19 protein-coding genes and 1 pseudogene are annotated in these 21,657 nt (G+C 62.4%); 12 read left to right on the top strand and 8 right to left on the bottom strand.

Features of this window, described 5'->3' with window-relative positions; all coding sequences use genetic code 11:
* Window positions 1-2: 2 nt before the first annotated feature.
* Window positions 3-530 carry an FHA domain-containing protein FhaB/FipA gene (locus KIH81_RS06200; protein ID WP_109055966.1) on the bottom strand — a complete coding sequence of 176 codons (528 nt, stop codon included), beginning with the start codon at window positions 528-530 and terminating at the stop codon, window positions 3-5.
* Between the two features lie 30 nt (window positions 531-560).
* On the bottom strand, window positions 561-1,262 hold the full coding sequence (locus tag KIH81_RS06195; RefSeq protein ID WP_094667912.1) for an FhaA domain-containing protein: 702 nt from the start codon (window positions 1,260-1,262) through the stop codon (window positions 561-563).
* 440 nt (window positions 1,263-1,702) lie between these two features.
* Between KIH81_RS06195 and KIH81_RS06190 the strand changes: the two genes are divergently transcribed.
* From KIH81_RS06190 to yddG, 7 genes and pseudogenes are all read left to right on the top strand, one after another.
* On the top strand, window positions 1,703-4,588 hold the full coding sequence (locus tag KIH81_RS06190; RefSeq protein WP_214304571.1) for a prolyl oligopeptidase family serine peptidase: 2,886 nt from the start codon (window positions 1,703-1,705) through the stop codon (window positions 4,586-4,588).
* Window positions 4,589-4,920: 332 nt separating this feature from the next.
* Complete coding sequence (locus tag KIH81_RS06185) at window positions 4,921-6,018, top strand: alpha/beta fold hydrolase (RefSeq protein ID WP_214304570.1); 1,098 nt, start codon at window positions 4,921-4,923, stop codon at window positions 6,016-6,018.
* Window positions 6,019-7,372: 1,354 nt separating this feature from the next.
* Window positions 7,373-7,972 (top strand): annotated as a pseudogene (locus KIH81_RS12275) (vWA domain-containing protein); the annotation flags it as partial.
* A gap of 85 nt (window positions 7,973-8,057) precedes the next feature.
* Window positions 8,058-8,810: a hypothetical protein gene (locus KIH81_RS06175; RefSeq protein WP_338024743.1), complete on the top strand. Its 753-nt coding sequence runs from the start codon at window positions 8,058-8,060 to the stop codon at window positions 8,808-8,810.
* The gene (locus KIH81_RS06170) at window positions 8,807-9,907 is read left to right on the top strand and encodes a substrate-binding domain-containing protein (RefSeq protein WP_214304568.1); all 1,101 of its coding nucleotides are present in this window, start codon (window positions 8,807-8,809) and stop codon (window positions 9,905-9,907) included. Before KIH81_RS06175 ends, KIH81_RS06170 begins: the two co-directional genes overlap by 4 nt.
* Window positions 9,908-10,020: 113 nt before the next feature.
* Window positions 10,021-11,196, top strand: a complete 1,176-nt coding sequence (locus KIH81_RS06165; protein WP_236029349.1) for a toxic anion resistance protein — start codon at window positions 10,021-10,023, stop codon at window positions 11,194-11,196.
* Window positions 11,197-11,321: 125 nt separating this feature from the next.
* Window positions 11,322-12,287 (top strand): aromatic amino acid DMT transporter YddG, encoded by a 966-nt coding sequence (gene yddG, locus KIH81_RS06160; RefSeq protein WP_214304567.1) that lies wholly within the window; start codon window positions 11,322-11,324, stop codon window positions 12,285-12,287.
* Between the two features lie 295 nt (window positions 12,288-12,582).
* Here the strand turns inward: yddG and KIH81_RS06155 are convergent, their stop codons facing one another.
* A complete protein-coding gene (locus tag KIH81_RS06155; protein WP_236029379.1) occupies window positions 12,583-12,792 on the bottom strand; it encodes a hypothetical protein in 210 nt (69 codons plus the stop codon).
* Window positions 12,793-13,007: 215 nt separating this feature from the next.
* On the opposite strand from KIH81_RS06155, the gene msrA reads away from it, so the two are divergent.
* Together msrA and KIH81_RS06145 are read left to right on the top strand one after the other, a co-directional pair.
* Window positions 13,008-14,003 (top strand): peptide-methionine (S)-S-oxide reductase MsrA, encoded by a 996-nt coding sequence (gene msrA / locus KIH81_RS06150; RefSeq protein WP_236029348.1) that lies wholly within the window; start codon window positions 13,008-13,010, stop codon window positions 14,001-14,003.
* A 107-nt stretch (window positions 14,004-14,110) separates the two neighbouring features.
* A complete protein-coding gene (locus tag KIH81_RS06145; protein WP_420829133.1) occupies window positions 14,111-14,803 on the top strand; it encodes a pyridoxamine 5'-phosphate oxidase family protein in 693 nt (230 codons plus the stop codon).
* Window positions 14,804-14,807: 4 nt separating this feature from the next.
* Here the strand turns inward: KIH81_RS06145 and KIH81_RS06140 are convergent, their stop codons facing one another.
* The 4 genes from KIH81_RS06140 to KIH81_RS06125 all read right to left on the bottom strand — a co-directional run bounded on the left by KIH81_RS06140 (window position 14,808) and on the right by KIH81_RS06125 (window position 18,359).
* Window positions 14,808-15,221: a HepT-like ribonuclease domain-containing protein gene (locus KIH81_RS06140; RefSeq protein WP_214304564.1), complete on the bottom strand. Its 414-nt coding sequence runs from the start codon at window positions 15,219-15,221 to the stop codon at window positions 14,808-14,810.
* A gap of 5 nt (window positions 15,222-15,226) precedes the next feature.
* On the bottom strand, window positions 15,227-15,805 hold the full coding sequence (locus tag KIH81_RS06135; RefSeq protein WP_214304563.1) for a nucleotidyltransferase domain-containing protein: 579 nt from the start codon (window positions 15,803-15,805) through the stop codon (window positions 15,227-15,229).
* Window positions 15,806-16,107: 302 nt separating this feature from the next.
* A complete protein-coding gene (locus tag KIH81_RS06130; RefSeq protein WP_214304562.1) occupies window positions 16,108-16,953 on the bottom strand; it encodes a SinI family restriction endonuclease in 846 nt (281 codons plus the stop codon).
* 62 nt (window positions 16,954-17,015) lie between these two features.
* Window positions 17,016-18,359: a DNA cytosine methyltransferase gene (locus tag KIH81_RS06125; RefSeq protein WP_214304561.1), complete on the bottom strand. Its 1,344-nt coding sequence runs from the start codon at window positions 18,357-18,359 to the stop codon at window positions 17,016-17,018.
* A gap of 208 nt (window positions 18,360-18,567) precedes the next feature.
* Between KIH81_RS06125 and KIH81_RS06120 the strand changes: the two genes are divergently transcribed.
* Window positions 18,568-18,900 (top strand): putative heavy metal-binding protein, encoded by a 333-nt coding sequence (locus KIH81_RS06120; protein ID WP_109055977.1) that lies wholly within the window; start codon window positions 18,568-18,570, stop codon window positions 18,898-18,900.
* Window positions 18,901-19,014: 114 nt separating this feature from the next.
* Window positions 19,015-19,665, top strand: a complete 651-nt coding sequence (locus KIH81_RS06115; RefSeq protein WP_214304560.1) for a hypothetical protein — start codon at window positions 19,015-19,017, stop codon at window positions 19,663-19,665.
* Between the two features lie 26 nt (window positions 19,666-19,691).
* On the opposite strand, the gene KIH81_RS06110 is transcribed toward KIH81_RS06115, so the two are convergent.
* Window positions 19,692-20,435 (bottom strand): SDR family oxidoreductase, encoded by a 744-nt coding sequence (locus KIH81_RS06110; protein WP_214304559.1) that lies wholly within the window; start codon window positions 20,433-20,435, stop codon window positions 19,692-19,694.
* A 562-nt stretch (window positions 20,436-20,997) separates the two neighbouring features.
* Between KIH81_RS06110 and KIH81_RS06105 the strand changes: the two genes are divergently transcribed.
* Entirely contained in the window at window positions 20,998-21,162 is a 165-nt protein-coding gene (locus KIH81_RS06105; protein WP_214304558.1) for a hypothetical protein, read from the top strand.
* Window positions 21,163-21,657: the final 495 nt, after the last annotated feature.

The following is a 21,657-nucleotide window of genomic DNA, read 5'->3' as shown; positions in this document are numbered from 1 at the left end:
GGCTACCTCAGTTCGAAGGTGGTGGCGCCGATGCGCACGGGCACGCGGGCGGGCAGGATGGTCGGACGGTTGATGCGCTGCAGGTTCACGACCGTGCCGTTGGTGGAGTTCAGGTCCTCGATGGCCCACTGGCCGGCGCGGGGATCCTTGTAGACGCGCGCATGGTGGGAGGAGACGAACTCGTCGTCCAGGACCACGGTGTTCGAGGCGGCGCGTCCCAGCGTGATTTCGGAGCCGCTCAGCGGCACGGAGCTGCCCGCCAGCGGTCCGTCGATGATCACCAGGAGGGTAGGCTCCGCCCCCGACCCGGCGGTCGGTGTGCGGTGTGCGCGTACGGGGGACTGCGGCTGCGGGATCTCGGCGTTGGCCTTATGGGCTTCACGCTCGCGTTCACGGCGACGGCGTGCGCGCGAGGGACGGGGGCTGAACGTCTCGATGTCCCGATGCAGGGAACGCACGCACAGCCATACGAAGACCCACAGCAGGATCAGGAATCCGTACTTGAGTAGGGCGAATGTCAGTTCGGTCATGGATGCCGACTTTCGGGCGGGTGCGCTCGATTACTCCTGGGCTTGCGCCGAGGCCCAGTAGAGGATGCGCGTGCGGCCGATGGTGATGGTGTTGCCGTCCAGCAGCGTGGCGGCGGGCACCTGATGGCCCTCCACGTACGTGCCGTTCGTGGAGCCGAGGTCGCGGGCGATTACGCCGTTGTCCGTGATGTCGATCTCCAGGTGCTTGCGGGAGATGCCCGGATCGTCGATGACGATGTCGCAGCCGGAGCCGCGGCCGATCACGGTCTTGTCCTTGGTGAGCAGGTACTGGTTGCCGTTCACCTCGAGCACCGGGCTGTCCTCGGTCTGCGCGTCCGTGGTGACGGGCACGGCGTTGCCCTGCACGGATTCGGAGGTGAGGTTGAAGTTGCCCTTGGACAGATCCAGATCCTCTTCGAAGATCACGACCACCGGGCCCACGAAAGCGTAATGCTGGCTCTTGGCGTACTCGGTGAGGTTGTCCGCCAGCTCATTGGCCAAGGTCTCGCTTCCCCACGCTTCGATGCGGTCGAAGTCCGGCGTGCTGAGCTTGAAGCGGTATTCGTTCGGGGCCACGGTGCGGTCGCGGCCCACCGGCATGGCCTCGGCGTCGATCTCGCGCTCCAAGGCGCTGGAGAGGTCGACAGGCTGCAGATCCTTGGAGCCGAATTTGGCGAACACTCCGTTGACTGCACCCTCCACGCTTTTTTCAAAACGGTCGAGAACGCTCATAGTCATCCCTTTCTAATCTTCACCTATCCTACGCGGCAATGGGAATTTGGGGCAAAAAACCATCCCCCAGCGTGGTTATGGGTGCAAAATTTACAAAAATTAGGGCTTCCTATGGGCGCGGCGCACCACCCGGCACCACATCGCTTCGGGGGCTTCTCAGCGACGGCAGAGGGCCGGCGGTTGGCTATCAGACTGCACTGACGGGTCGTGGCGGCGGTGGAGAGCCAGGCTTTGGACTTTTGCCGTCGCTGAAAACGGTTTTGGCGACGTTTGCGGGCCAAGGTATGGCCGGATGCCGTCGCTGAGCGATTTCATCGGAGGCGGCGTGCCGGCCCTTGGCCCGTTGCCGTCACTGAAGGGCATCCGGCGACCGTTTGCGACGGCGAAGTGCCAGCTTCCGACCGTCCGGCATCTCCGCACAACGGCGTAGGTTGTAAGGCATGAGCGAAACGACTGATACCAACGATGCCATCAAGGATTTTCCCCGCCGCAAGGCCCGGACGTTGCGGTTCACCTGCGGCGCGCCGCGGTCCGCGAAGGTGATTGCGGATGGCTCCCGCGCGCTGTTCCTGCGCTCCGACGGTCCCGAGGATTTGGTCACCGCGCTGTGGCTGAGCTGGTTCGATGCCGACGGCGAACATCACGAGACCAAGCTCGCCGATCCGCGTGAACTGCTGGGTGGCAAGGCGGACAGCGAGGACGTGCCGGCCGAGGAGCGCGCCCGCCGCGAACGCGCGCGCGAGGGTGGTGCCGGCATCGTGGGCTATTCGGTCTCCGATGCGGGCGATCGTGTGGTGTTCACCATCAACGGCCGTCTGTTCATGACCGAGATCGGCGAAGCGGATGCCGACGGCAACGTGACCTGGCCGGACGAATACTTCGACGGGACGGACGGGAGCGAGACCGGTGCGACGACCACGCCCGTCGCTCGGACGCGCGAGCTGGCTGGTGCATGGCTGGACGAGGATCCGGACATGTACGCCCCGGTGCTTAATCCGCGCATCGCCCCGGACGGTACCCACGTGCTGTACACCACCGGTTCGTACCTGATGCTGGTGGACATCGGCGATTGGCCGGCCGAGGCGGCCGACGGCACTGTTGTCAACGAGTCCGGCGACGGCATTGCGGAGGTTCCGGCCGGCGAGCTGGCCGACGGCGTGGACGTCGAATCGGACGCCGTGGAGGAGGCCCTGAGCGAGGGGCTGTATGGCCAGGACGCTGACGATGAACCGGACGGTCTCGATGGCTCTGGCGTCGACGATGAGGACGGCCCGCTGGACGACCGCATCACCGCGATCTACGGCGTGAGCGTGGAGGACGAGGACGGCAATCCGGCCGAGAACACCTGGAAGATCGGCCTGGCCGAATTCGTGGCCGGCGAGGAGATGGACCGGTACGACGGCTTCTGGTGGTCCCCGGACTCGCAGCATGTGATGTTCGAATCCTTCGACACCGCCGACGAGCCGACCTGGTACATCAGCGACCCCGCCAATCCGGAGGTCCCCGCTGCCGGCCGCCGCTACCCGCGCGCGCTGACCCGCAACGCGGACGTGTACCTGACCGTGATCTCCTTGGCGTTCGACGCGGACGACCGGTACGTGGGCATCACCGCCAACGCGGATGTGGACTGGGATCGTGAGGCATACGAATACGTGGCTGCCGTGAATTGGAGCGAGGGCCACGACCCGCTACTGCTCGTGCAGAACCGCCGCCAGACCCGCGACCAGGTGCTTGAGGTGGCCGTGGCCGCCGCGGAGGAGCCGGAGACGCTGAGTGCCAAGGCCGTTGAAGACTGGCGTGCGGCGCTGTTGCAGGAGGATGCCGAAACCGGGGATGGCGTCGATGCCGAGTCCGAGATGCTCGTACCCGCCTTTGGCGCGACGCGCGTGCTGGAGGAGCATGCGAACGACCAGTGGATTGACCTGGTGGCCGGCACTCCCGCCACCACGCCGGACGGTCGTCTGGTCTGCGCTCTGAACGATATGGACACGGACACCAACCGTCTGACCGTGGACGGCCGCCCGTTCACGCCAGCCGGCTGGAACGTGCGCGAGGTGCTGCATGTGGATGACGCCGGGGTGATGGCCGTGGTCCAGCGCGAGCCGGATACGGCCGAACTGCCGTCCGTCTGGGCTGCGGCCGGCGGCGAACATGACGCCCGCAGCTTCGATGTGGTGCTGTTCGATTACGACGGTTCGCATGACGGCGACGCGGTGCCCGTCACCACGCGCCCTGGCGTCTGGACTGTTTCGGCCGGTCCGCGTGGCATGGTCATCTCCGGCCGTGACATGGAGCACGCCCACGCGCACACGACCCACTGCTTCACGCCGGATACTGCTTGCGCCGGTATCGATGATTCGTCGTTCTTCTCCGGCTCCCCTCTCCGAGGGGAGCTGTCGTCCGAAGGGCGACTGAGGGGAGCTGCGACGGAGGAACTCCCCTCAGTCAGCTCCGCTGACAGCTCCCCTCAGGGAGGGGAGCCCAAGAGCGGCCGCGGCTTCTCCGCGGACATCGCCAACTACGCGGCCGAACCCGGTTTCACACCGAACATTCGCTTCACGCGCCTCGGCGAGCATCGCCTCTACACGGCGATCATCGCGCCGAGCGCCGATAGCCCGTACGCGCGCGCCGAGAAACTGCCGGTGCTTATGAAGCCGTACGGCGGCCCCGGCCACCAGCAGGTCGTGGATTCGCAGTCCTTCTACTGGGATGCGCAGTGGTGGGCCGACCAGGGCTTCCTGGTGGTCACCGCGGATGGCCGTGGCACCACCGGCCGAGGCCCCAAGTGGGATCGTGCCATCTTCGAGAACATGAAGGACGTGACCCTGGCTGATCAGATTGAGGCCGTCCGCGCTCTGCCCGAAGCGGTCGCCGCGCTGGACGAGACGGAACCTGTCCCCGCGCCCGACCTTGACAAGGTATGCATGATCGGCTGGTCGTACGGCGGCTTCCTCTCGGCGCTCGCCGTGCTGGACGCGCCGGACGTGTTCAAGGCCGCGTGCGCCGGCGCCCCGCCCACCGACTGGACGCTGTACGACACGCATTACACCGAGCGCTATCTGGGCCTCGACCCCGAGGTGTACGCGCACAACGGCATCATCCAGGACGCCCCGAAGCTCGAACGCCCGCTCATGCTCATCCACGGCTTTGCTGATGACAACGTCACCATCACCCACAGCCTGCGGCTCTCCCGGGCGCTGATGGCGGCGGGCCGGCCGCACACGTTCCTGCCACTCACCGGCATCACCCACATGACCAACGACGAGACCGTGGCCGAGAACCTGCTCATCCTCCAGCGCGACTTCCTCAAGGACGCGCTGGCCTAACGGTCGGCCGAACGCCGGCCTATTCGGCTGCCGGGTGCCGTAGCGGTCTTTTGAGGACATGAGCACGGTCCTACTGAATCCAAAAGACCGCAAAACACGGTTTCAGCGGTCTTTTGAGTCCAGTTGTGTCCGTCTTCTGGATTCAAAGGACCGCGAAAGCCCCCTGTAGCGGTCTTTTGATGCTAGAAGCACTGGTCTTCTGGGCTGAAAGGACCGCGAAAGCCACACGGGATGGGCGGAACAGCTGTTGCACAGCCCGGAAGCACCCGTCACGCCACCCGAATCTGCCCGGTAATCGGCCGCCGCGGACCCTCTGCCCTAAGATAAGGGGCATGCAGGTGACGATGATCGACGAACGCACGTATGCCCAGACCATGACGGACATGGTGGTGCCCGCATTGGAGCAATGCCGCACCGAAGGCTGGTTCGACCCGGCCACCGCCGAACGTGCGGCCGGCCTCGAGCCACTGGTCGGTGACGTGATCGGCGACAACGGCAGCCACCCCGGCCAGCTGCACTACCTGTGCTACGACGTCGCCAAATTCGACGCCATCCGTGAGGAGGGGGCCACCGCCACCTTCCGCGGGGTCGTCGTGATCAGCCACGGCTTCACCGAGTTCGCCGAAAAGTACGACGAGCTGGTCTGGTACTTCCTGCTCGCCGGCTATTCGGTGTGCGTGCTCGACCATCGCGGCCACGGCAAATCCGCGCGCAACGTGGAGAACCGCTGCATGGTCTGGATCGACGACTGGCGTCGCTACGTGGTCGATCTCGCCGCGTTCGCCCAGACCATCGGCCAGCAGTACGCGGCCGGCATGCCCCTGAACCTGTTCTGCCATTCGATGGGCGGCGGCATCGGCGCGGCCGTGCTGGAGCAATACCCCACCCTGTTCGACAAGGCGGTGCTGTCCGCCCCGATGATCGCCCCCGCCACCGGCATGCCGCTGGGCGTGGCGCGCGTGCTCGTGGGCGTGCTGTGCAAGCTCGGCTTCAGCCACAAGCGCGTGTTCGGCCAGGGGGACTTCACGCCCGAATTCTCGATGAAGGGCAACGAAGGCGCCTCCGAGGCCCGCGAACGCTGGTACTTCAAGCTGCGGTGCGAGAACCCCGAATATCAGACCTACTGCGCGGCCTTCGAATGGGTGCGTCAGGCGCTCAAGATGAACCGCGCGGTGTTGAGCCCCTCGGCCTGCTCGGAGGTGGAGACGCCGATCCTGCTGTTCCAGTCCGGCCGGGACATCTGGGTGCTCAACAAGCCGCAGAACCGGTTCGTCGAACTGGTCAGGGACGGCGGCGGCGAGGCGACCATCGTGCGCTTCCCCGAATCGCGCCATGAGATCTTCTCGATGCCGAACAGCACGTTCCGCCCCTACCTTGAGCAGATCCTCAAGTTCTACGACGATCCGATGATCGCCAACGCCTCCTACTGAGGCTGTATCTCGACTCCCCTTGCCGGGGGGCTGTCTCGTTCTTGCGCTGTTCTTCCCATGCCGGTGCCTTGGCTCCCCTTGTCAGGGGAGCTGTCACCGCAGGTGACTGAGGGGTAGTCCCCAAGATACATTCCGGTTCGGCAAATCCGCCCTCTCCTGATTGAAGACTACATAACCGAATGTAGCTCTTCATCGAGAGTTCACCGTGCGGTCATCTTGCGGCCCGGCCCGCTTCAAATGGCGGGAGAACAATGGAAGCATGGACATCATGTCTTCCCTTCGCCGCCGCGCCGCCGCGGTCGTCGCCGTGATCGCCGCCGGCGCGTTGACGCTTGCCGGTTGCTCCCTGCTGCCCGATGGCGGCAACGGCAACGCGGACGCCGCATCCGATGCCAACACGCAGACCTTCACCCCGGCGGATGGCAAACCCACCGCCACGCTCAACGTGGCCTCCGGCTCCGAGAACAAGGAAGTCGCCACCGCCATCCAGAAGGCCGCCGACGCCTCCAACGTAGCCATCACCATGCACTACATGGGCTCGCTGGAGATCATGAACGCGCTCAAGGCCGGCGGACGGGACTACGACGCCGTCTGGCCCGCCTCCTCCATGTGGATCTCGATGGGAGACACCAAGCACGTGGTCAAGGACGCCGCCAGCACGTCCACCACGCCCATCGTCTTCGGCATCGCCAAATCCAAGGCCGTCGCCCTGGGCTGGGCGGACTCGACCGGCACCACCAAACCCGTGAGCACAGCGGACATCATCGAGGCCGTCAAGAAGGGCGACCTCAAGTTCTCGATGACCTCCGCCACCCAGTCGAACTCCGGCGCCTCCGCCTACCTGGCCTTCATGACCGCCCTGCGAGGCGGCGACGGGCCGCTCACCGACGCCGACCTCAAGAACGCCGACCTCAAGACCCAGGTCAAGACGCTGCTGTCCGGCGTGGACCGCTCCTCCGGCTCCTCCGACTGGCTCAAGGACATGGTGGTGGCCAATCCCGACCGCTTCGATTCGATGGTCAACTACGAATCGCTGGTCATCCAGGCCAACAAGATGCTCGAAAAGAACGGACACGACCCGCTGCTCGCCGTCTACCCGGCGGACGGCATCGCCATCTCCGACTCCCCGCTCGGCTACGTGGACCGCGGGCAGAATCTCAAGGACGCCTTCGACTCCTTCGCCAAGGCGCTCGCATCCAAGGACTCCAAGCTGGAGTTCGAACGCGCCGGCCGCCGCACCGGACTGGGCGGCGTGCTCGCCTACGCCTCGGACAGCAAGGTCAAGGAATCCTTCCGTGCGGACTGGGGCATCAACGCGGACGGCTCGGCCCTGAAGACCATCCCGCTGCCCGCCGCATCCGTCATCAACAGTGCGCTTAACGTCTACCAGACCGCCTTGCGCAAGCCCAGTTGGACCGTGTGGGTGGTGGATTATTCCGGCTCCATGTACGGCGACGGCAAGGACGGCGTGGTCAAGGGTCTCAATGCTGCACTTGACCCGGCTAAAGCCAAGGCCGCGTACATCGAACCCGCGGACGACGACGTGAACATCCTCATCCCCTTCGAATCCGAGGCGCACAGCCCCATCAAGGCCACCGGACAGAACACCGAGACCCTGCTGAACAAGGCCCAGACCACCGAGGCCAGCGGCGGAACCGACATCTACCTCGGCCTTGACGAGGCGCTGAAGCAGCTGCCGAGCGAATCCGAGGCCTCGAAGTACACCACCGCCATCGTGCTCATGACGGACGGACGGTCGGAGACGGGCCACCAGTCGTCCTTCGAAAGCGATTACAAGAGCGACGGCCGCGACCTGCCGATCTTCTCCATCATGTTCGGCGACGCCGATCCGAGCCAGCTCAAGTCCCTCGCCTCACTGAGCAACGCCAAGGTGTTCGACGGCCGTTCCGGCGATCTGGCCGCCGTATTCCGTCAGGTCAAGGGATTCAACTGATGGCTCGACTGATGGGCCGGTCGGCCGGTGAATCGATGGTCGCGGCCGGTGAAGCGCGCACGGTACTCGCGGAAAGGAGCGCACAGTGCTGCAGGTGATATGCGGATTCGTGGCCGGCGCGCTGCTCGCCGGGCTGGGCTTCTGGCTCGCCGGCGGCGGCGTGGTGGGCATGGGCGTGGCCGTGGTGCTGGCCGCGCTGGGCTACGTGGCCGCCTCCACGCTCACCGAGCCTGAACGCCGCATCGGCAAGATCCTCGTCTCCGCGCTGCCGAACGGGCAGAAGGCCGCCGACGCCATCGACGCCGCCAACACGCGGCTCAACGGCATCGGCATGCTGCTGCGGCAGGTGCGCGACCCCGTGGTGCGCAAGGAAGCGAACGATTTCATCGTGGCCACGCAGGACCTGGTGAAGTACGTGGCGCGGGATACGTCCGCCTACGCCATCCTGCGCCACTACATCACCGTGTACGGCGGCCAGACCGAGAAACTGCTGCGCTCGTACGTGGACGTGGAAAGCTCCGGCGCGCGCGACCAGGTGGCCAAGGCCCGGCAGGAGACCATCGAGGCGTTGCAGGTGCTGGAACAGACCGCGGCCGGCGAGCTGAGCCGTGCGGTGAGCGCCAAGACGCTCGGCATCGCGGCCGATTCCGATGCCATCCAGCGTTTGGCCCGCATGGACGGGTACGACACGGACACGGCGGCGGCCGGCGTGCCCGCGGGGCCGGCTGCGCATACCGCTGGCATCACACCGCCACTTAGCGGGCCGACCGCCCAGCAGGCCCCCGCACCGGACCACCCGGCGCCGTCGGAGCCGAGAACGGAGCAACAGCAATCATGAAACTCTCCAAATCCAAGATCATCGGCCTCATCGCCCTGCTCGCGGTGGTGGCCGTGGTGTGCGGCACGCTGGTCTGGCGGCAGTCCCAGCCCAAACCCGCCGCGCCGGTCGAGCAGGTGAAGGTGACCGGCTACCTCGGCGGCGAGAAGATCGGCCTGTTCGACGACGCCAAATTCAAGGCCGCCGCCGCCAAGCAGGGCCTTGACATCGACTACCGCAAGGCCGGCTCGCTGGCCATGATGGACGCCGACCGCTCCGGCATGGACTACCTGTTCCCCTCCTCGCGCGCGGCCGTGGAATACGGCAACGCCAAGGGCGTCAAGGCCCAGCAGAGCGACATCGTTTTCAACTCGCCCATCGTGCTGTACACGCACAAGGCCGTGGCGGACGGGCTGGTCGCAGGCGGGCTCATCACCAAGGACCAGAACGGCGTCTACCACATGGACATGGCCAAGGCCGTGGACGCAATGGAGAACAACAAGACCTGGGCGGACGTGGGGTACACGGCAGGCTACGGACAGTTCCGCATCGACTCCACCGACCCGGTCCAGTCGAACTCGGGCAACGAATACGCGGCGCTCATCGCCACGGTCCTCAACGGCGGGCAGCCGGCCACCGTGGATTCGGTCACGCGCGACGGCTCCAAGATCGCGGATATCTTCGCCAAATCGGGCTGGATGGAGACCTCCTCCGAGGACTCGTTCAACCAGTTCCTCACGCTCGGCGTGGGCTCCAAGCCGATGATGGTGGGCTACGAATCGCAGATCCTGGACCTGGCCGTGAACCAGCCGGACGCCTTCAAGCAGATCAAAGACGACGTGACCATCGTCTACCCCACGCCCACCGTCTGGAGCACGCACACCGTGATGGCACTGGACGACAAGGGCGTGAAACTGCTGAACCTGCTCAAGACGCCGGAAATCCAGAAACTTGCGTGGGAGCGTCACGGCTTCCGTGCGGCCAATTTCGTGGGCACGGACTCCATCAGCCGGTTCAAGGTGCCCGGCACGCTCGACCAGATCCCCGCCGTCTCCGAACTGCCCAACAACGACGCCATGCAGAAACTCATCGCCACCCTCCAGGGCGTCAAGCAGTAGCCGTCATCCCTTGTCGGCGCTGGTTTTCTCGGCTCCCTTATCAGGGGAGCTGGCTCGCACAGCGAGACTGAGGGGTAGTCAGCACGAATGTCATGTACGAAAGGATCCACACCATGCCCAACCAAATCACCCTCGCGGACCTCACCAAGGGCGCATCTCCCGTAACCAGCCCGTCGCTCGCCACCGCCGGCGCTGCGGGCGGGGAGCTCGTACCCAGCGCCGCCGAAGCGCAGGCCGCCGCGGCCCTGACCCCGGACCAGCAGATCGCCAAGCTGCCGGCCGCCGACCAGGCCACCGTCAACCAGCTCGCCGGCCAGATCGACTTCACGCGCGACGGCATCGAATCCAGCTACGGCAAGGACGCCCAGCGCGCTACCTCCACCTTCGCCGACGAGATTCTCTCCGACACCCGCTCCAAGGACACCGGTGAGGCCGGCGAACTGCTCAACACCATGCTGGTGACCATCGATGAGGCCGAGCTCGGCGGCTTCCGCAAGCTGCCCATCATCGGCCAGGTGGCCGTCTCCATCGACAAGCTGCGCCGCCGCTACCAGAAGGTGGACTCGCAGATCGACGAGATCATCACCAAGCTCGAGGCCGCGCAGGCCAAGCTCGTGGCGGACATCTCCATGTACGACACGATGTACCAGCAGAACGCTCAGCAGTACCGCGAGCTCAAGATGACCGTGCTGGCCGGCAAGAAGGCGCTCGCCGACTTCCGCGCCACCCAGCTGCCCGCGCTGGAGGCCGAGGCCGCCAAGAGCGGCGACGCCATGCAGGCCCAGGTCCTCAAGGACTTCAAGTCCAAGCTCGACCGCTTCGAGAAGCGACTGGACGACCTCGACCGCATCTCCGTCGTGACGCTGCAGACCGCGCCGCAGATCAAGATCATCCAGAACGCCGACCAGACCATCGTGGACAAGATCGACACCACCATCTCCACCACCATCCCGGTGTGGAAGAGCCAGATGGTGATCGCGCTGGGCCTGTCCAACCAGCGCAAGGCCCTCGACCTGCAGAACAAGGCCGATGACGTGACCAACAAGCTGCTCCAGCGCAACGCCGCCGCCCTGCACAAGGGCGCGGTGGATGCCGAGAAGGCCAACCAGCGTTCCGTGGTCGAGATCGACACGCTGGAGAAGATCAACTCCGAGCTCATCGCCACCCTCAAGGAGACCGTGCAGATCCAGAAGGAAGGCAAGGCCAACCGCGAGGCCGCGCAGGTCAAGATGCGCCAGATCGAGTCCGACCTCAAGCAGGCCCTCCTCGAAAACGCCCAGCAGATGTGACTTGGTAGAGTAGCCTCAGCGATTCCATGCATCGCGCCCGTCGTGTATGGCTCCCCTCGCTGAGGGGAGCTGGCCGCGTAGCGGACTGAGGGGAGTCACATCGAAGCAAGGGGAGTGAACGAGCGATGGCGTCGAACACGTCGGAACCGGAGAATCAGCACGGCAAGGCCAGCGCGGCCGGCAACCTCGCCGGCGGCCACGTCGTCTCCGCCAGAGCCACGGTGGTGGGCCTGGCGGCCATCGTGCTGTGGAGCTTCATGGCCGGCACCGTGCGCATCGTGGCCGAGGATTTCGGCGCCACGCTCGGTTCGGCCCTCATCTACACGTTCGGCGGCATCCTGCTGCTCATCTTCCGCCGCCCGGTACCGCTGCGCGAATTCCCCCGGAAATACCTTATCGCCGGCGGCCTGCTGTTCGTGTTCTACGAATCGTCCATCTCCCTCTCGCTGGGCCTGGCCTCGACTGCCGCGTCCTCGGTGGAGGTGAGTCTGGTCAACTACTTGTGGCCCACGATGATGGTGCTGCTCGCCGCCGCCGTCTCCCATCGTCACCACGCGGTGCTCAAGGTGCTGCCCGGCGCGGTAGTGGCCACCGCGGGCGTGGCCCTGGCCGTCGGCGGCAATTCCGGGCTTGACTGGCATGCGGCCGCGCAGCATATCGCGGAGAACCCGCTGCCGTACGTGCTGGCGTTCCTCGGCGCGTTCGCCTGGTCCATCTACGCGGTGTTCACCCCCGCATGGTCGCAGGGCGTGGACGGCACGTCGCTGTTCTTCCCGTGCGTGGCGGTGGCGCTGTGGATCATCCACTTCACTTCAGGCGAGGGACTGCCGGCCACGATGCCGGGACCGCTGGCATGGCTGTTCGTGCTGGTGGCCGCCGCGTCGATCGGCGGCGGATACGCCTGCTGGGGGTACGGTATCCTGCACGGTTCGATGGAGCGGCTGGCCATCGCCTCCTACGCCACCCCGGTGCTGTCCACCGCGGCCAGCGCCGTGCTGCTGGGTCTGGCGCTTGCGTTGCCGTTCTGGTGCGGCGTGGCGCTGGTCGTGGCCGGTTCGGTGCTCAACTACCTGGTCACCGCGCGGAAGTAGCGCTTGATTGCGGCAGGGAGGGGCTGTTTTGACTCCCTCTGTTAAGCCAGGATTGACAGGAGTTCGTCATTAATCACAGGATGAGCTGGCGGCGGAGCCGACTGAGGGGTAGTTCCGTCGAATTCGTGTCAATCTCGGTGCAACGAGCCTTTTAGCTTGGCTCTGTTAAACCAAGATTGACATGAATCCATGTCTGGCTACCCCTCAGTCGGCTTCGCCGGCAGCTCCCCTGACAAGGGGAGCCAAGAATAAGGGCCATGTCAATCTTGGTTTAACAGAGCCTTTAGCTTTCCCCTTACTTGCCCCGACGCTCGGACGGCCTGCGCAGCGGGTCGAGTAGCGTATCCGGGTTGGAGATGCCGAGCATGCTGCGGCCGCCGGTCGATTCCGGGTGCCGCGCCAGAATCGCCAACGAGATCGCGCCCGGAATCATGATGATCGCGGCGATCGCCGCCAGTCCCCAGCTCACGAAGATTCCGATGCTGACCAGTACGACCGCAACCACTGCGATTGCTCCGATGATGGTCGCTCGGGCCTGCTTCGGTCCCGATGCCTTGGTCCACGTGCCTTTCGCCGTCTTCGATACCTTTGATGACGGCCCGTCGCTCCGCTGCAATCGCTCTTCATTCGCATTCGTCATACCCATCAGCATATGCCACCCGGCCGGTGCCCATGGACGTTCCCCGCGGCGGCCGTTCGGCCCGTAGTAACGTGAATCCCATGAGCGAGCACAACGGTACTTCAACACAGATCGCATACTTCGCCGGCGGCTGTTTCTGGGGCCTCGAACGGTACTTCCAGAACGTCGACGGCGTCACGGACACCACGGTCGGCTACGCGCAGTCCAAGGTGGAATCGCCCACCTACGAGCAGGTCTGCTCGGGCGCGACGGACGCGGCCGAAACCGTGCAGGTCACGTTCGACCCGTCGCAGGTGAGTCTGCGTACGTTGGCACTGCTGTTCCTGGAGGTCATCGACCCGTTCTCCGTGGACCGTCAGGGCGAGGACACCGGCCGCCAGTACCGTACCGGCATGTTCTACACCGACGACGCGCAGAAGTCCGTGTACATCGCCGCGTTGGAACAGCTGGTGGACCGTCAGCCGCAGCGTCCGGCCGTGCTGGTCGAGCCGCTGCGCAACTTCTACCCGGCCGAGGCGCATCATCAGGACTACCTCATCAACAATCCCGGCGGCTACTGCCATGTGCCGATCGCGGCCATCGCGAACGTGAAGCACCGTCAGAAGTACGTGGAGCGCATCTGGGACCTGACGTTGGAGCAGTTCGCGGTCACGCAGAACGCCGCCACCGAGCGCCCGTTCGTCAACGAGTACGACGAGGAGTTCGAGCCGGGCATCTACGTGGACATCGTCAGCGGCGAGCCGCTGTTCTCCTCGCGTGACAAGTTCGATTCCGGCTGTGGTTGGCCGGCGTTCTCTCGCCCGATCGCCGCGTCTCTGCTGACCGAGCACGAGGACCACCGCATCCCCGGTCGCGATCGCATCGAGGTACGCACGGCGGAGACGCAGATTCATCTGGGCCACGTGTTCGAGGACGGCCCTGCCGACCGTGGCGGCCTGCGCTACTGCATGAACTCGGCGGCCTTGCGGTTCGTGCCGCGCTCGCGGATGGAGGCCGAGGGCTACGGCGACTGGATTCCCGCCGTGGATGGCACCGATGCGGGTGCCGCCAACGCCGCGAAGGGCGACGAGTCATGAGCATGGAGAATGTGCCGCCGACTGCTGAAACCGGCTCGGCACGTCCTGCGCATCCGCGGCCGCAAAAGCGGGAGAACGAGCACACGGTCGCGGGCGGGCATCGTCCGATGCGCCGCGCCGATCGCGAGGTGACCGACCCCGCACAGATCGCCGCGATTATCGACGGGTGCGACGTCGTGGAGATGGCGTACGTGGACGCCGAGGGACTGACCATCGTGCCGCTCAACTTCGGGTATGAGTACTCGGTTGGTGCGGTGGGTGCGGCCGGTGTGGTTGTCGTGAATGGTCCGGCTGGTCCGGTTGATTCAGCGGGTATGACTGATTCGACCGGCTTGACTGATTCGACTGACCTGGCTGATTCGACTGACCTGGCTGATTCGATTGGCACGAATGCCGCCGCAGCTGCTGATGATAGCGGCGATGCCAACGGCGCCCCCGGCCATCTGGCGCTCTGGTTCCACTCCGCCCCACGCGGCCGCAAACTCGACGCGATTCGAGCCGCCGGCAATCGCCTCCCGGTCGCCTTCACCATGCAGACCGACTGCGAGGTGGTGGCCGGCCGGACCGCGTGCAACTGGGGCGAGGCGTTCAAGTCGATTGTCGGCAACGGCACCGCCTCGCTGGTCGACAGCCTGGACGAGCGCCGTCGCGGCCTGCAGGCCCTCATGACCCAGCAGGCGCACATGCCCCACGTCGAATTCACCGACGCCCAGCTCATGAGCGTAGCCGTCTGGAAAATCGAGGCCGACTATTTCACCGTCAAGGTCCGCCCCAAGCCCGGTCCGGCGCACCGGGGCTAATCGTTCACATGGAGTCTATGGCGTCTACGATGGGGCGAAGTCGTGCCGTCAGCTCCGGTGCATCGTGCATGACAGTGTCGTAGAGTGATTCAACGTCGATTTCGTCGTAATCGTGAACCAGTACGTTGCGAAGCGCGCGGAGCTCGGCCCAAGGCAAGTTCGGCATTGATTGACGGCAGCTTCCGGAGAGCCTGCGAGCACATTCCTGGGCCTGCGTCATTTCCATGGCGACGGAATTGAAGCGCATGCGATCGGCGAACAGATCATCGGGCGATTGGGCGCCTTGCGCGTCTTCGATGGCATGGTCGAGATGCTCTAGCAGACGGATGAGCGTGGTTTGGTCGCGGAAGAGCTGGTCGCTGTGAATGATAGGCGTGGTGTTATCCCAATGGCCTGTCTGGCGTGGGGCGTTGTTCATGGGCGTCAGGCCACCTTAATCATGTCTTTGGCGATATATTCGAGGAATCGTTGGCTGGCCCGGCTTCGTTGCGCGTTGCGGAGCAGCGAGTCGTATGAAGTCAGCGACACCTTGCGGCCGGTCATCGATTCCAAGTCGTCAGTAAGCCGTTGCATTGTCATCATCGAATGCGAAGCGCCGGGTTTGAGCCGATACAGCAAATCCACGTCGGAATCCGGTCGTGCCTCACCTCGCGCCACGGAGCCGAAAACGTACATGTCCGCGATGTCGTATCGCTCGACGAGCTGGGAGATGATCAGTCGCAATGTGACGATTTCGAGTGTGCTGTCATGAGAAAGGCCGGGATTATCGGTGGGCGCTTGGCCTAGGAGGGGTTGGGCTGCGGCGCTGTTGCTGATACCTGTATCGCCTGTGATGATGCTGCGTAACGAGTTCTCATAGCGCTGCAGGAAGTCCTGTGTTGGGTTGCCGTCGCGCTCTGCGCGAGACACTGCCGACTGCGTGGTCCCCATCATCGCGGCCACGCTGGCTTGATTGATATGTGCGCGCAGTCGTTCTTCGCGCAGTTCCCCAATCGTCTTCATGCCACGAATATAGCATATGTGCTATACGACTGGTCTGTAGGTCCGTCTTTCGCGGTGTTTTCTGCATCAAATCACGCCAATATGAGGCAGAAAACCGTCCGATGATGCAGAAATGTAATTGGAGGTGCATGCGCGGGTTGACGTAATGGAAGTCGTACACCTATGACGCTGCAAACGCCTGACGGCGTCGCCGAAAGGCCGTGCTCTAGCTGTGTGCTGTCATTTACTTCATTTCATGCCGGTACGGCTCCGGAGCAATTGTCGGCAGCGTAGGCAGAGTCGCTTCTGTGCTGCCGACAGTGTCACCTTTCCTGATCGGTGATTAACGCGGGATTCGCGGCAGCTGCATTTCGGACGAAATCCAAATAAGACTCCTCCGTCATTATGTCTGTTGGTACATTGACTCCGTCGGGAGCGCCTTCCTGAATGATTTTCACGAGATCGCTCCACCGTGTAATGATATTTCCATCTTTTTTCTGGGCTTCCATTCGATACCATTTGTCGGCATCGTGATCTTCTCGAAAGCCTTTCCCAGATGAGTTTTCCGTATTGGATTTATTTTTAATTTGGATAAAACGTTCTTTCCCCATACTGCAGAAATCTACTGCAGTTAGGACTTCCCCTCGGCACCACATCCATCCATAATTGCAAACTTTGGTATAAATATACTCTTCGAGTAGATTCCCGCCGACATTTTCCGCAGACATGAATAAATTATGGTATGAGGCCCAATCACGAGCAATATAGATACTTCCAGCACGTGGCTCTACCATCTTTATTAATGCAGGATCTGTGGCAGCCCCTTTTGGTGAAGCGATGCGTTGCGAGGGGAGCACCTTCCAAGCGTTGAAATACTTCTTTGCCCAGGTTGTGAAATACATATCAAGAAAATCTGAACTGTCTAAGGGAAGGCAAGTTTCTTTTACCGGGATACCGGGTCGGTATCCGGAGAATTTGCTCAACATAAGCACAGGGAAGAGCGATTTCATTTCCTGATTGCGGGTCTTGTACGCCTGCGGGTCGATAATAATATCTACGCATCGGTTAAATCGTTGCTGTGCGCTGTCGCTATGAGCGTTACACCAATCTAAAGCTTCGCGTAACTTTGCATAGACGAGTTCCTTGCTTGCATTCTTCGTGCGTGCCATCGTTGCCTCGCCTCCCCTGTAGGTCTGCCTATAAAAGATAGTATACGACGGGTGGTGGGCGGCTAGTCTGCGCTCCAGGTTTTGTCGCTTGTATGAGTGTATCGCGAATATGGGAATTTGCTCCAGTCTCTATCCTGTTTGACTCCGTTCATATCGTCGATGAGTGTTTGTCCAATAGCAGAGCCGAGCTTGATCGGAACTGCGTTGCCAATTTGCCGGTACATATCTGCTAGTTCACCAGCTATCCACCAATCTTCGGGGAAACCTTGGATTGCTCGGTATTCTTCGATACTTAATGGGCGTAATTCTTCCGGATGGCATAAATCTGTCGCTTTCATAATCGGGCTTGTAACAAGCGTTGGTGCCGGTTTATCCCAACTTAATCTTCTATAAAAACCAGTTTTTCCTCCACCGAGGTCAAGAGCTTTCCCCATGGCTTCTCTTTGTATGTTCTTTGGCAAAGACGTCCAATATTGGCCTGCTTTGAGCATTTTAAAATACTTTATTCGTTTCTGTGGGAATTGTATGTAATGATGTGATTTAGGTTCAATATTTTCTGTTGCTTCACGAAACGTCTTCCATTGAGGAAGTCCCCATGAGGGTTGATTGCTGTTGGTGGGGGTTAGCCAGTTGGCTGCTTGGCCGTTGCGCTTGGCGATTATAACAACACGTTCCCGGATTTGTGCTGCTCCAAAATTGGCGGCATTATATAGATTAAAAGATACTTTATAACCCATATCATGTAATTTATTTAAAATGACGCGCATGGCTCCACCGCGCACGGGACGTCCACCATTCTCAATTGGGAAAGGAGTCGAAAGAAGACCTCGTACGTTTTCGATAACTAAATATCGTGGGCGAATATCTGCGGCGATTGCTAAGAAGCGGAGGAACACATTGCCGCGGGCATCGTCGAAAGCCCGGCGGGCTCCGGCGGTGCTAAAGGCTTGGCATGGCGGACCTCCGAACATTATATCTACTTCGTGAGATTCAGGAATCCCGGCCATACGGAGTACGTCTGCTGCGTCATACTCGTTGATGTCTCCAATCAAAGCAGCATTGGGGCGGTTCCTATCTATGGTCATGCGGCATTCTCGGTTGTTCTCGCAATACAACATACTGTGAATGCCGGTCTCCTCCATTCCGAGATCCAGCCCGCCGGCTCCAGTGAAGAAAGACAGTGCTACAATTTCGGGGATTCCTGAGTCCTTGCGTTCATGATCGACGGCTGCGCGTCTTTGGTTATGTTTTTCCAGATAGGTTTCGAGCGTATCTTGTGCAAATGCTCTGCGCGCCCCGACCATAGTGCAATTGAGGGTGCCGTCGTTGACGAGCCGCGTAATAACGGATGGGGATACGCCCATGTACTCTGCGGCTTGCCTACCTGTTAGAAGGGTATCAGTCATGTTGTAATTATGGGCGAGAGACTGGACTAGAAAAAAAGACATTTGTTTTCTTTTATAATCCAGTTACTTCCTTGATTGGTCTTCATCCTTTGCGCCTGATTAGTCTTCGCCCTTTGCGCCGTGATGAAAGATAATGCTGGATGGGATTGCCGCGCCGTAAGGTTAGTGGGCGTTAGCTAGTAGAAAAGTTAGTCAAAGGAGCCCCACGATGATTCTCGTCACCACCACGCCGTCCGTCGACGGATACACCATCACCAACTACCAGGGCATCGTGTTCGGCGAGGTCGTCTCGGGCGTGAACATGTTCAGGGACATCGGCGCGAGCTTCCGCAACGTGTTCGGCGGCCGCAGCCAGGGTTATGAGGAGGAGCTGCTGAACGCCCGCAACGAGGCCATCGCCGAGATGCAGCAGCGTGCCGAGGCGATGGGTGCGCACGCGGTGGTCGGCGTCGACATCGACTACGAGGTGCTCGGCACGGACGGCTCCATGCTCATGGTCACCGCCTCCGGCACTGCCGTGCAGCTCGCGCGCAAGGCCTAAGGCCGGTATCCGAACGCGAACGGGCACGACCCGCCGCGCGATTCATCGACTATTCATCCGATTCCGCGCGATTCCGGTCCGCAAGGCCCTCATAATCGGGTTATGAATGCGGATATGGGTGCCTGGTTCGAGGGGCGGGAAGACGTCGGCCGTGAGGCGTGGAATCGTTTGAAGCCGGTGGGCGGCCTCGCGATGGCGCTGCTTTTCTTCGGCTGCTGGGCGGTGGTGGCCATGATCGTCATGGTGATTCCGTATACGCGGGAGATATTCAACCATTTCGAAGACCATAAAGTCGAAGCGGCGATTCTTGTCGGTGCAACGTTCGTCGTTGCACGTAGCCTAGCGCAGGTGCAGGTGTTCTGGCATCGGGCGCATGTGCCGGAGGGATTGGTCGGCGTGCAGACGGCACTGTTCGAGCCGCAAGGCTACGAAATCGTCGGCGGCGACGACCATACGGATTCCAGCAATGACAGCATGGCGCCCTCGTGGCTGTCCAGGCCGGTGCGGACGCTGCTGTTCCGTCCGGTCTCCGGTGATCGCAGCATTACCGTGTTCGCGTATCCCGCAGGCAGCGAGGTCGGTGATCGAGGAGATGCGGCCCGCGTCACCTTGCTGATTTTCGGTGCTCGGGTTCGTCTGGTGGGGTTTGCCGCCGACCAATCCGGCTCGGATGCATCGCCTGCGCGCCCAGCGGCCAAATACTACGAACGAGGCGAGTATCTGCTGGTGCCGGATGCGGCGGACTCGGCGCAGTCCTCGTTCTGAGCACTGCAGATTCGTGCCGGCCGTCGTTACAACGCGCTGACGCCGCCGTCGACGTGGATGGTTTCGGCGTTCATGAACCCATTGCGCATCAGGAAAAGATAGGCGTCCGCGACCTCGTCGATTGTGCCGAGGCGTTTGAGCGGATTGGCGTCGGCCATCTGCTCGGCTTGGGCCGTGAGCTGTTCCGGCGTCATACCGCGCCACAGGCCGGTGGGCGTCCACCACGGGGCCACTGCGTTCACACGTACGCGCGGGGACGATTCGATGGCAAGTCCCTGTACCAGCGTCTCGATCGCCTGATTGCCCAGCACCGCGCCCGAAGCATTGTACGGTCGTCCGCCGGAGCCCGCGGTCAACGTCAGCGAGCCGCCATCCGAGATATGCGGCAGCACGACTCGTGCGATACGCAACGCAGTGAGGTACTTGCCGTCCACGGCCGCGCGGATGGCGTCATCGGTGTTGTTCAGAAACCCGCCGCCCATCGCGCCGCCCATCATCGAAACGACGTGGTCGAACGGACCGTGCTGTTCCACGAACTCCGCAAGCTGCTGCATGTCCGTCGCGTCCAGGGCGGCGATTTCCGCGTGTGCCGTGCGGTCGGCCGAGGAGACGGCCGTGTCCAGTGCGGTTTTCGCCGCTTCAAGATGTTCTGGCGAACGCCCGATTGCAATCACGTCGGCTCCCTCGCCGAGGGCCTGCCTCGCGATCTCCAGCCCGAACCCCGACGTCCCGCCAATGACGAGTACGTGCCTCCCGCTGAGTGATGCCATGATTCGCCGTCCTTTCGCGCCGTCGTGCCCCTGCGGCTCTGAATCATGATAAAGCAAAAGGGCCGGAACCTTTCGGTTCCAGCCCTTTCTTGCTGGTGCGAGTGGGGGAGTTGAACTCTGCCGACGTTGCTGGTTTGGGTCATGATAGCCGGCTTGGCCTGTGTTTGCCTGGCTTCTGTCCGGTGTTGAATCAAGCGTTTTCGGCTGGTTTGGGTTCGCTCGTCACTTTTTTGTTACGGCGGATCTGGGAGAGACGATCATGCGCCGGAGCCCCTGCCATAAAGAGTTAAGGGGTGTCGGATGTGAATCCGGCACCCCTTGCGGCTCTAATGGGGATGGGTTTGGAGCCACCCCGCCGGTTTCGACCCGTTCCCTAAAAGTCCTTCGTGCGCGCCTGAAGAGCGGGAGCGGCTAGCAGTGTTTCCGCCGGCACTCTCCAGCATAGTCGATATCATGATCGGTGTCGATGACGTTCTCTAGCAGGAATCGATTCGGCCGTCCGGCAATAGTCGGGCGACGTTGCCGCGTCCTACGCGGCGCGGCCCTGATGAAAGGCGCAATCATGCGCAGTTTGGATGAGGAGCCGCGCGGCGGCTCGATGCTCGGGTACATGACGGTGATGCTCATCGTCGTTTCGGCCAAGATCGATACGGTCACGGCCGACTGCATCTGCATGGCTCTGGCAGCCTATGCGATGTGGCAGTACCGCAAGGAAAGCCGTGAGTAGCGACACACTCAGCCCCGGCGGTGTGAACTAGCGGGGTCGATGCGGCCCGTGCGGTGCCCCGAGAGCATGGCCTGCACGGGTCTTTTTCCCAGGGCTATAGGAACAAAAGTGTTGTTTATGCTCCGGGTTCGGTCTTGTGGCAGTGGCAATAGGTGTGTCGTGGTGTTGTTTTCCGCGTGTGGGAATAGAGGGCGTTCCTTTGTTGGGCTGGGTGCCTTGAGAATGAGATCCAGCAAGACGAAGAAGTGTTTCCGTGTGTGGTTTGACAATGAAAAGGAACGGCAGGGCGAAGACGGGCGTGCGGCGTAACCGGATGTCGCAAACGACGACAGTTCCGCGGAATACGGCAACAGCATCGACTGGAACGACGGGTTATAGGAACCAAACGTGGTGTTTATGACCGGGGTTTGGCCTTGTAGCAGTAGGCGTGTCGGGGTGGTTTTAACGCGATGTCGTATTAAAGGCCGCCGGTCAGGCCGTCCGGTGCCTGTTCGA

It is taken from the genome of Bifidobacterium miconisargentati (assembly GCF_019331675.1).
GTDB classification, from domain to species: domain Bacteria; phylum Actinomycetota; class Actinomycetes; order Actinomycetales; family Bifidobacteriaceae; genus Bifidobacterium; species Bifidobacterium miconisargentati.
The sequence above is the reverse complement of the archived record's forward strand: the minus strand, read 5'-3'. Positions and strand labels throughout refer to the sequence as shown.

Excerpts from the sequence above, each read along its gene's own strand:
- KIH81_RS06200 (WP_109055966.1), bottom strand. The coding sequence starts at position 530 with ATGACCGAACTGACATTCGCCCTACTCAAGTACGGATTCCTGATCCTG.
- KIH81_RS06195 (WP_094667912.1), bottom strand. The coding sequence starts at position 1,262 with ATGAGCGTTCTCGACCGTTTTGAAAAAAGCGTGGAGGGTGCAGTCAAC.
- KIH81_RS06190 (WP_214304571.1), top strand. The coding sequence starts at position 1,703 with ATGAGCGAAACGACTGATACCAACGATGCCATCAAGGATTTTCCCCGC.
- KIH81_RS06185 (WP_214304570.1), top strand. The coding sequence starts at position 4,921 with ATGCAGGTGACGATGATCGACGAACGCACGTATGCCCAGACCATGACG.
- KIH81_RS06170 (WP_214304568.1), top strand. The coding sequence starts at position 8,807 with ATGAAACTCTCCAAATCCAAGATCATCGGCCTCATCGCCCTGCTCGCG.
- KIH81_RS06165 (WP_236029349.1), top strand. The coding sequence starts at position 10,021 with ATGCCCAACCAAATCACCCTCGCGGACCTCACCAAGGGCGCATCTCCC.
- yddG (WP_214304567.1), top strand. The coding sequence starts at position 11,322 with ATGGCGTCGAACACGTCGGAACCGGAGAATCAGCACGGCAAGGCCAGC.
- msrA (WP_236029348.1), top strand. The coding sequence starts at position 13,008 with ATGAGCGAGCACAACGGTACTTCAACACAGATCGCATACTTCGCCGGC.
- KIH81_RS06145 (WP_420829133.1), top strand. The coding sequence starts at position 14,111 with ATGCGCCGCGCCGATCGCGAGGTGACCGACCCCGCACAGATCGCCGCG.
- KIH81_RS06140 (WP_214304564.1), bottom strand. The coding sequence starts at position 15,221 with ATGAACAACGCCCCACGCCAGACAGGCCATTGGGATAACACCACGCCT.
- KIH81_RS06135 (WP_214304563.1), bottom strand. The coding sequence starts at position 15,805 with ATGAAGACGATTGGGGAACTGCGCGAAGAACGACTGCGCGCACATATC.
- KIH81_RS06130 (WP_214304562.1), bottom strand. The coding sequence starts at position 16,953 with ATGGCACGCACGAAGAATGCAAGCAAGGAACTCGTCTATGCAAAGTTA.
- KIH81_RS06125 (WP_214304561.1), bottom strand. The coding sequence starts at position 18,359 with ATGACTGATACCCTTCTAACAGGTAGGCAAGCCGCAGAGTACATGGGC.
- KIH81_RS06120 (WP_109055977.1), top strand. The coding sequence starts at position 18,568 with ATGATTCTCGTCACCACCACGCCGTCCGTCGACGGATACACCATCACC.
- KIH81_RS06115 (WP_214304560.1), top strand. The coding sequence starts at position 19,015 with ATGGGTGCCTGGTTCGAGGGGCGGGAAGACGTCGGCCGTGAGGCGTGG.
- KIH81_RS06110 (WP_214304559.1), bottom strand. The coding sequence starts at position 20,435 with ATGGCATCACTCAGCGGGAGGCACGTACTCGTCATTGGCGGGACGTCG.
- KIH81_RS06105 (WP_214304558.1), top strand. The coding sequence starts at position 20,998 with ATGCGCAGTTTGGATGAGGAGCCGCGCGGCGGCTCGATGCTCGGGTAC.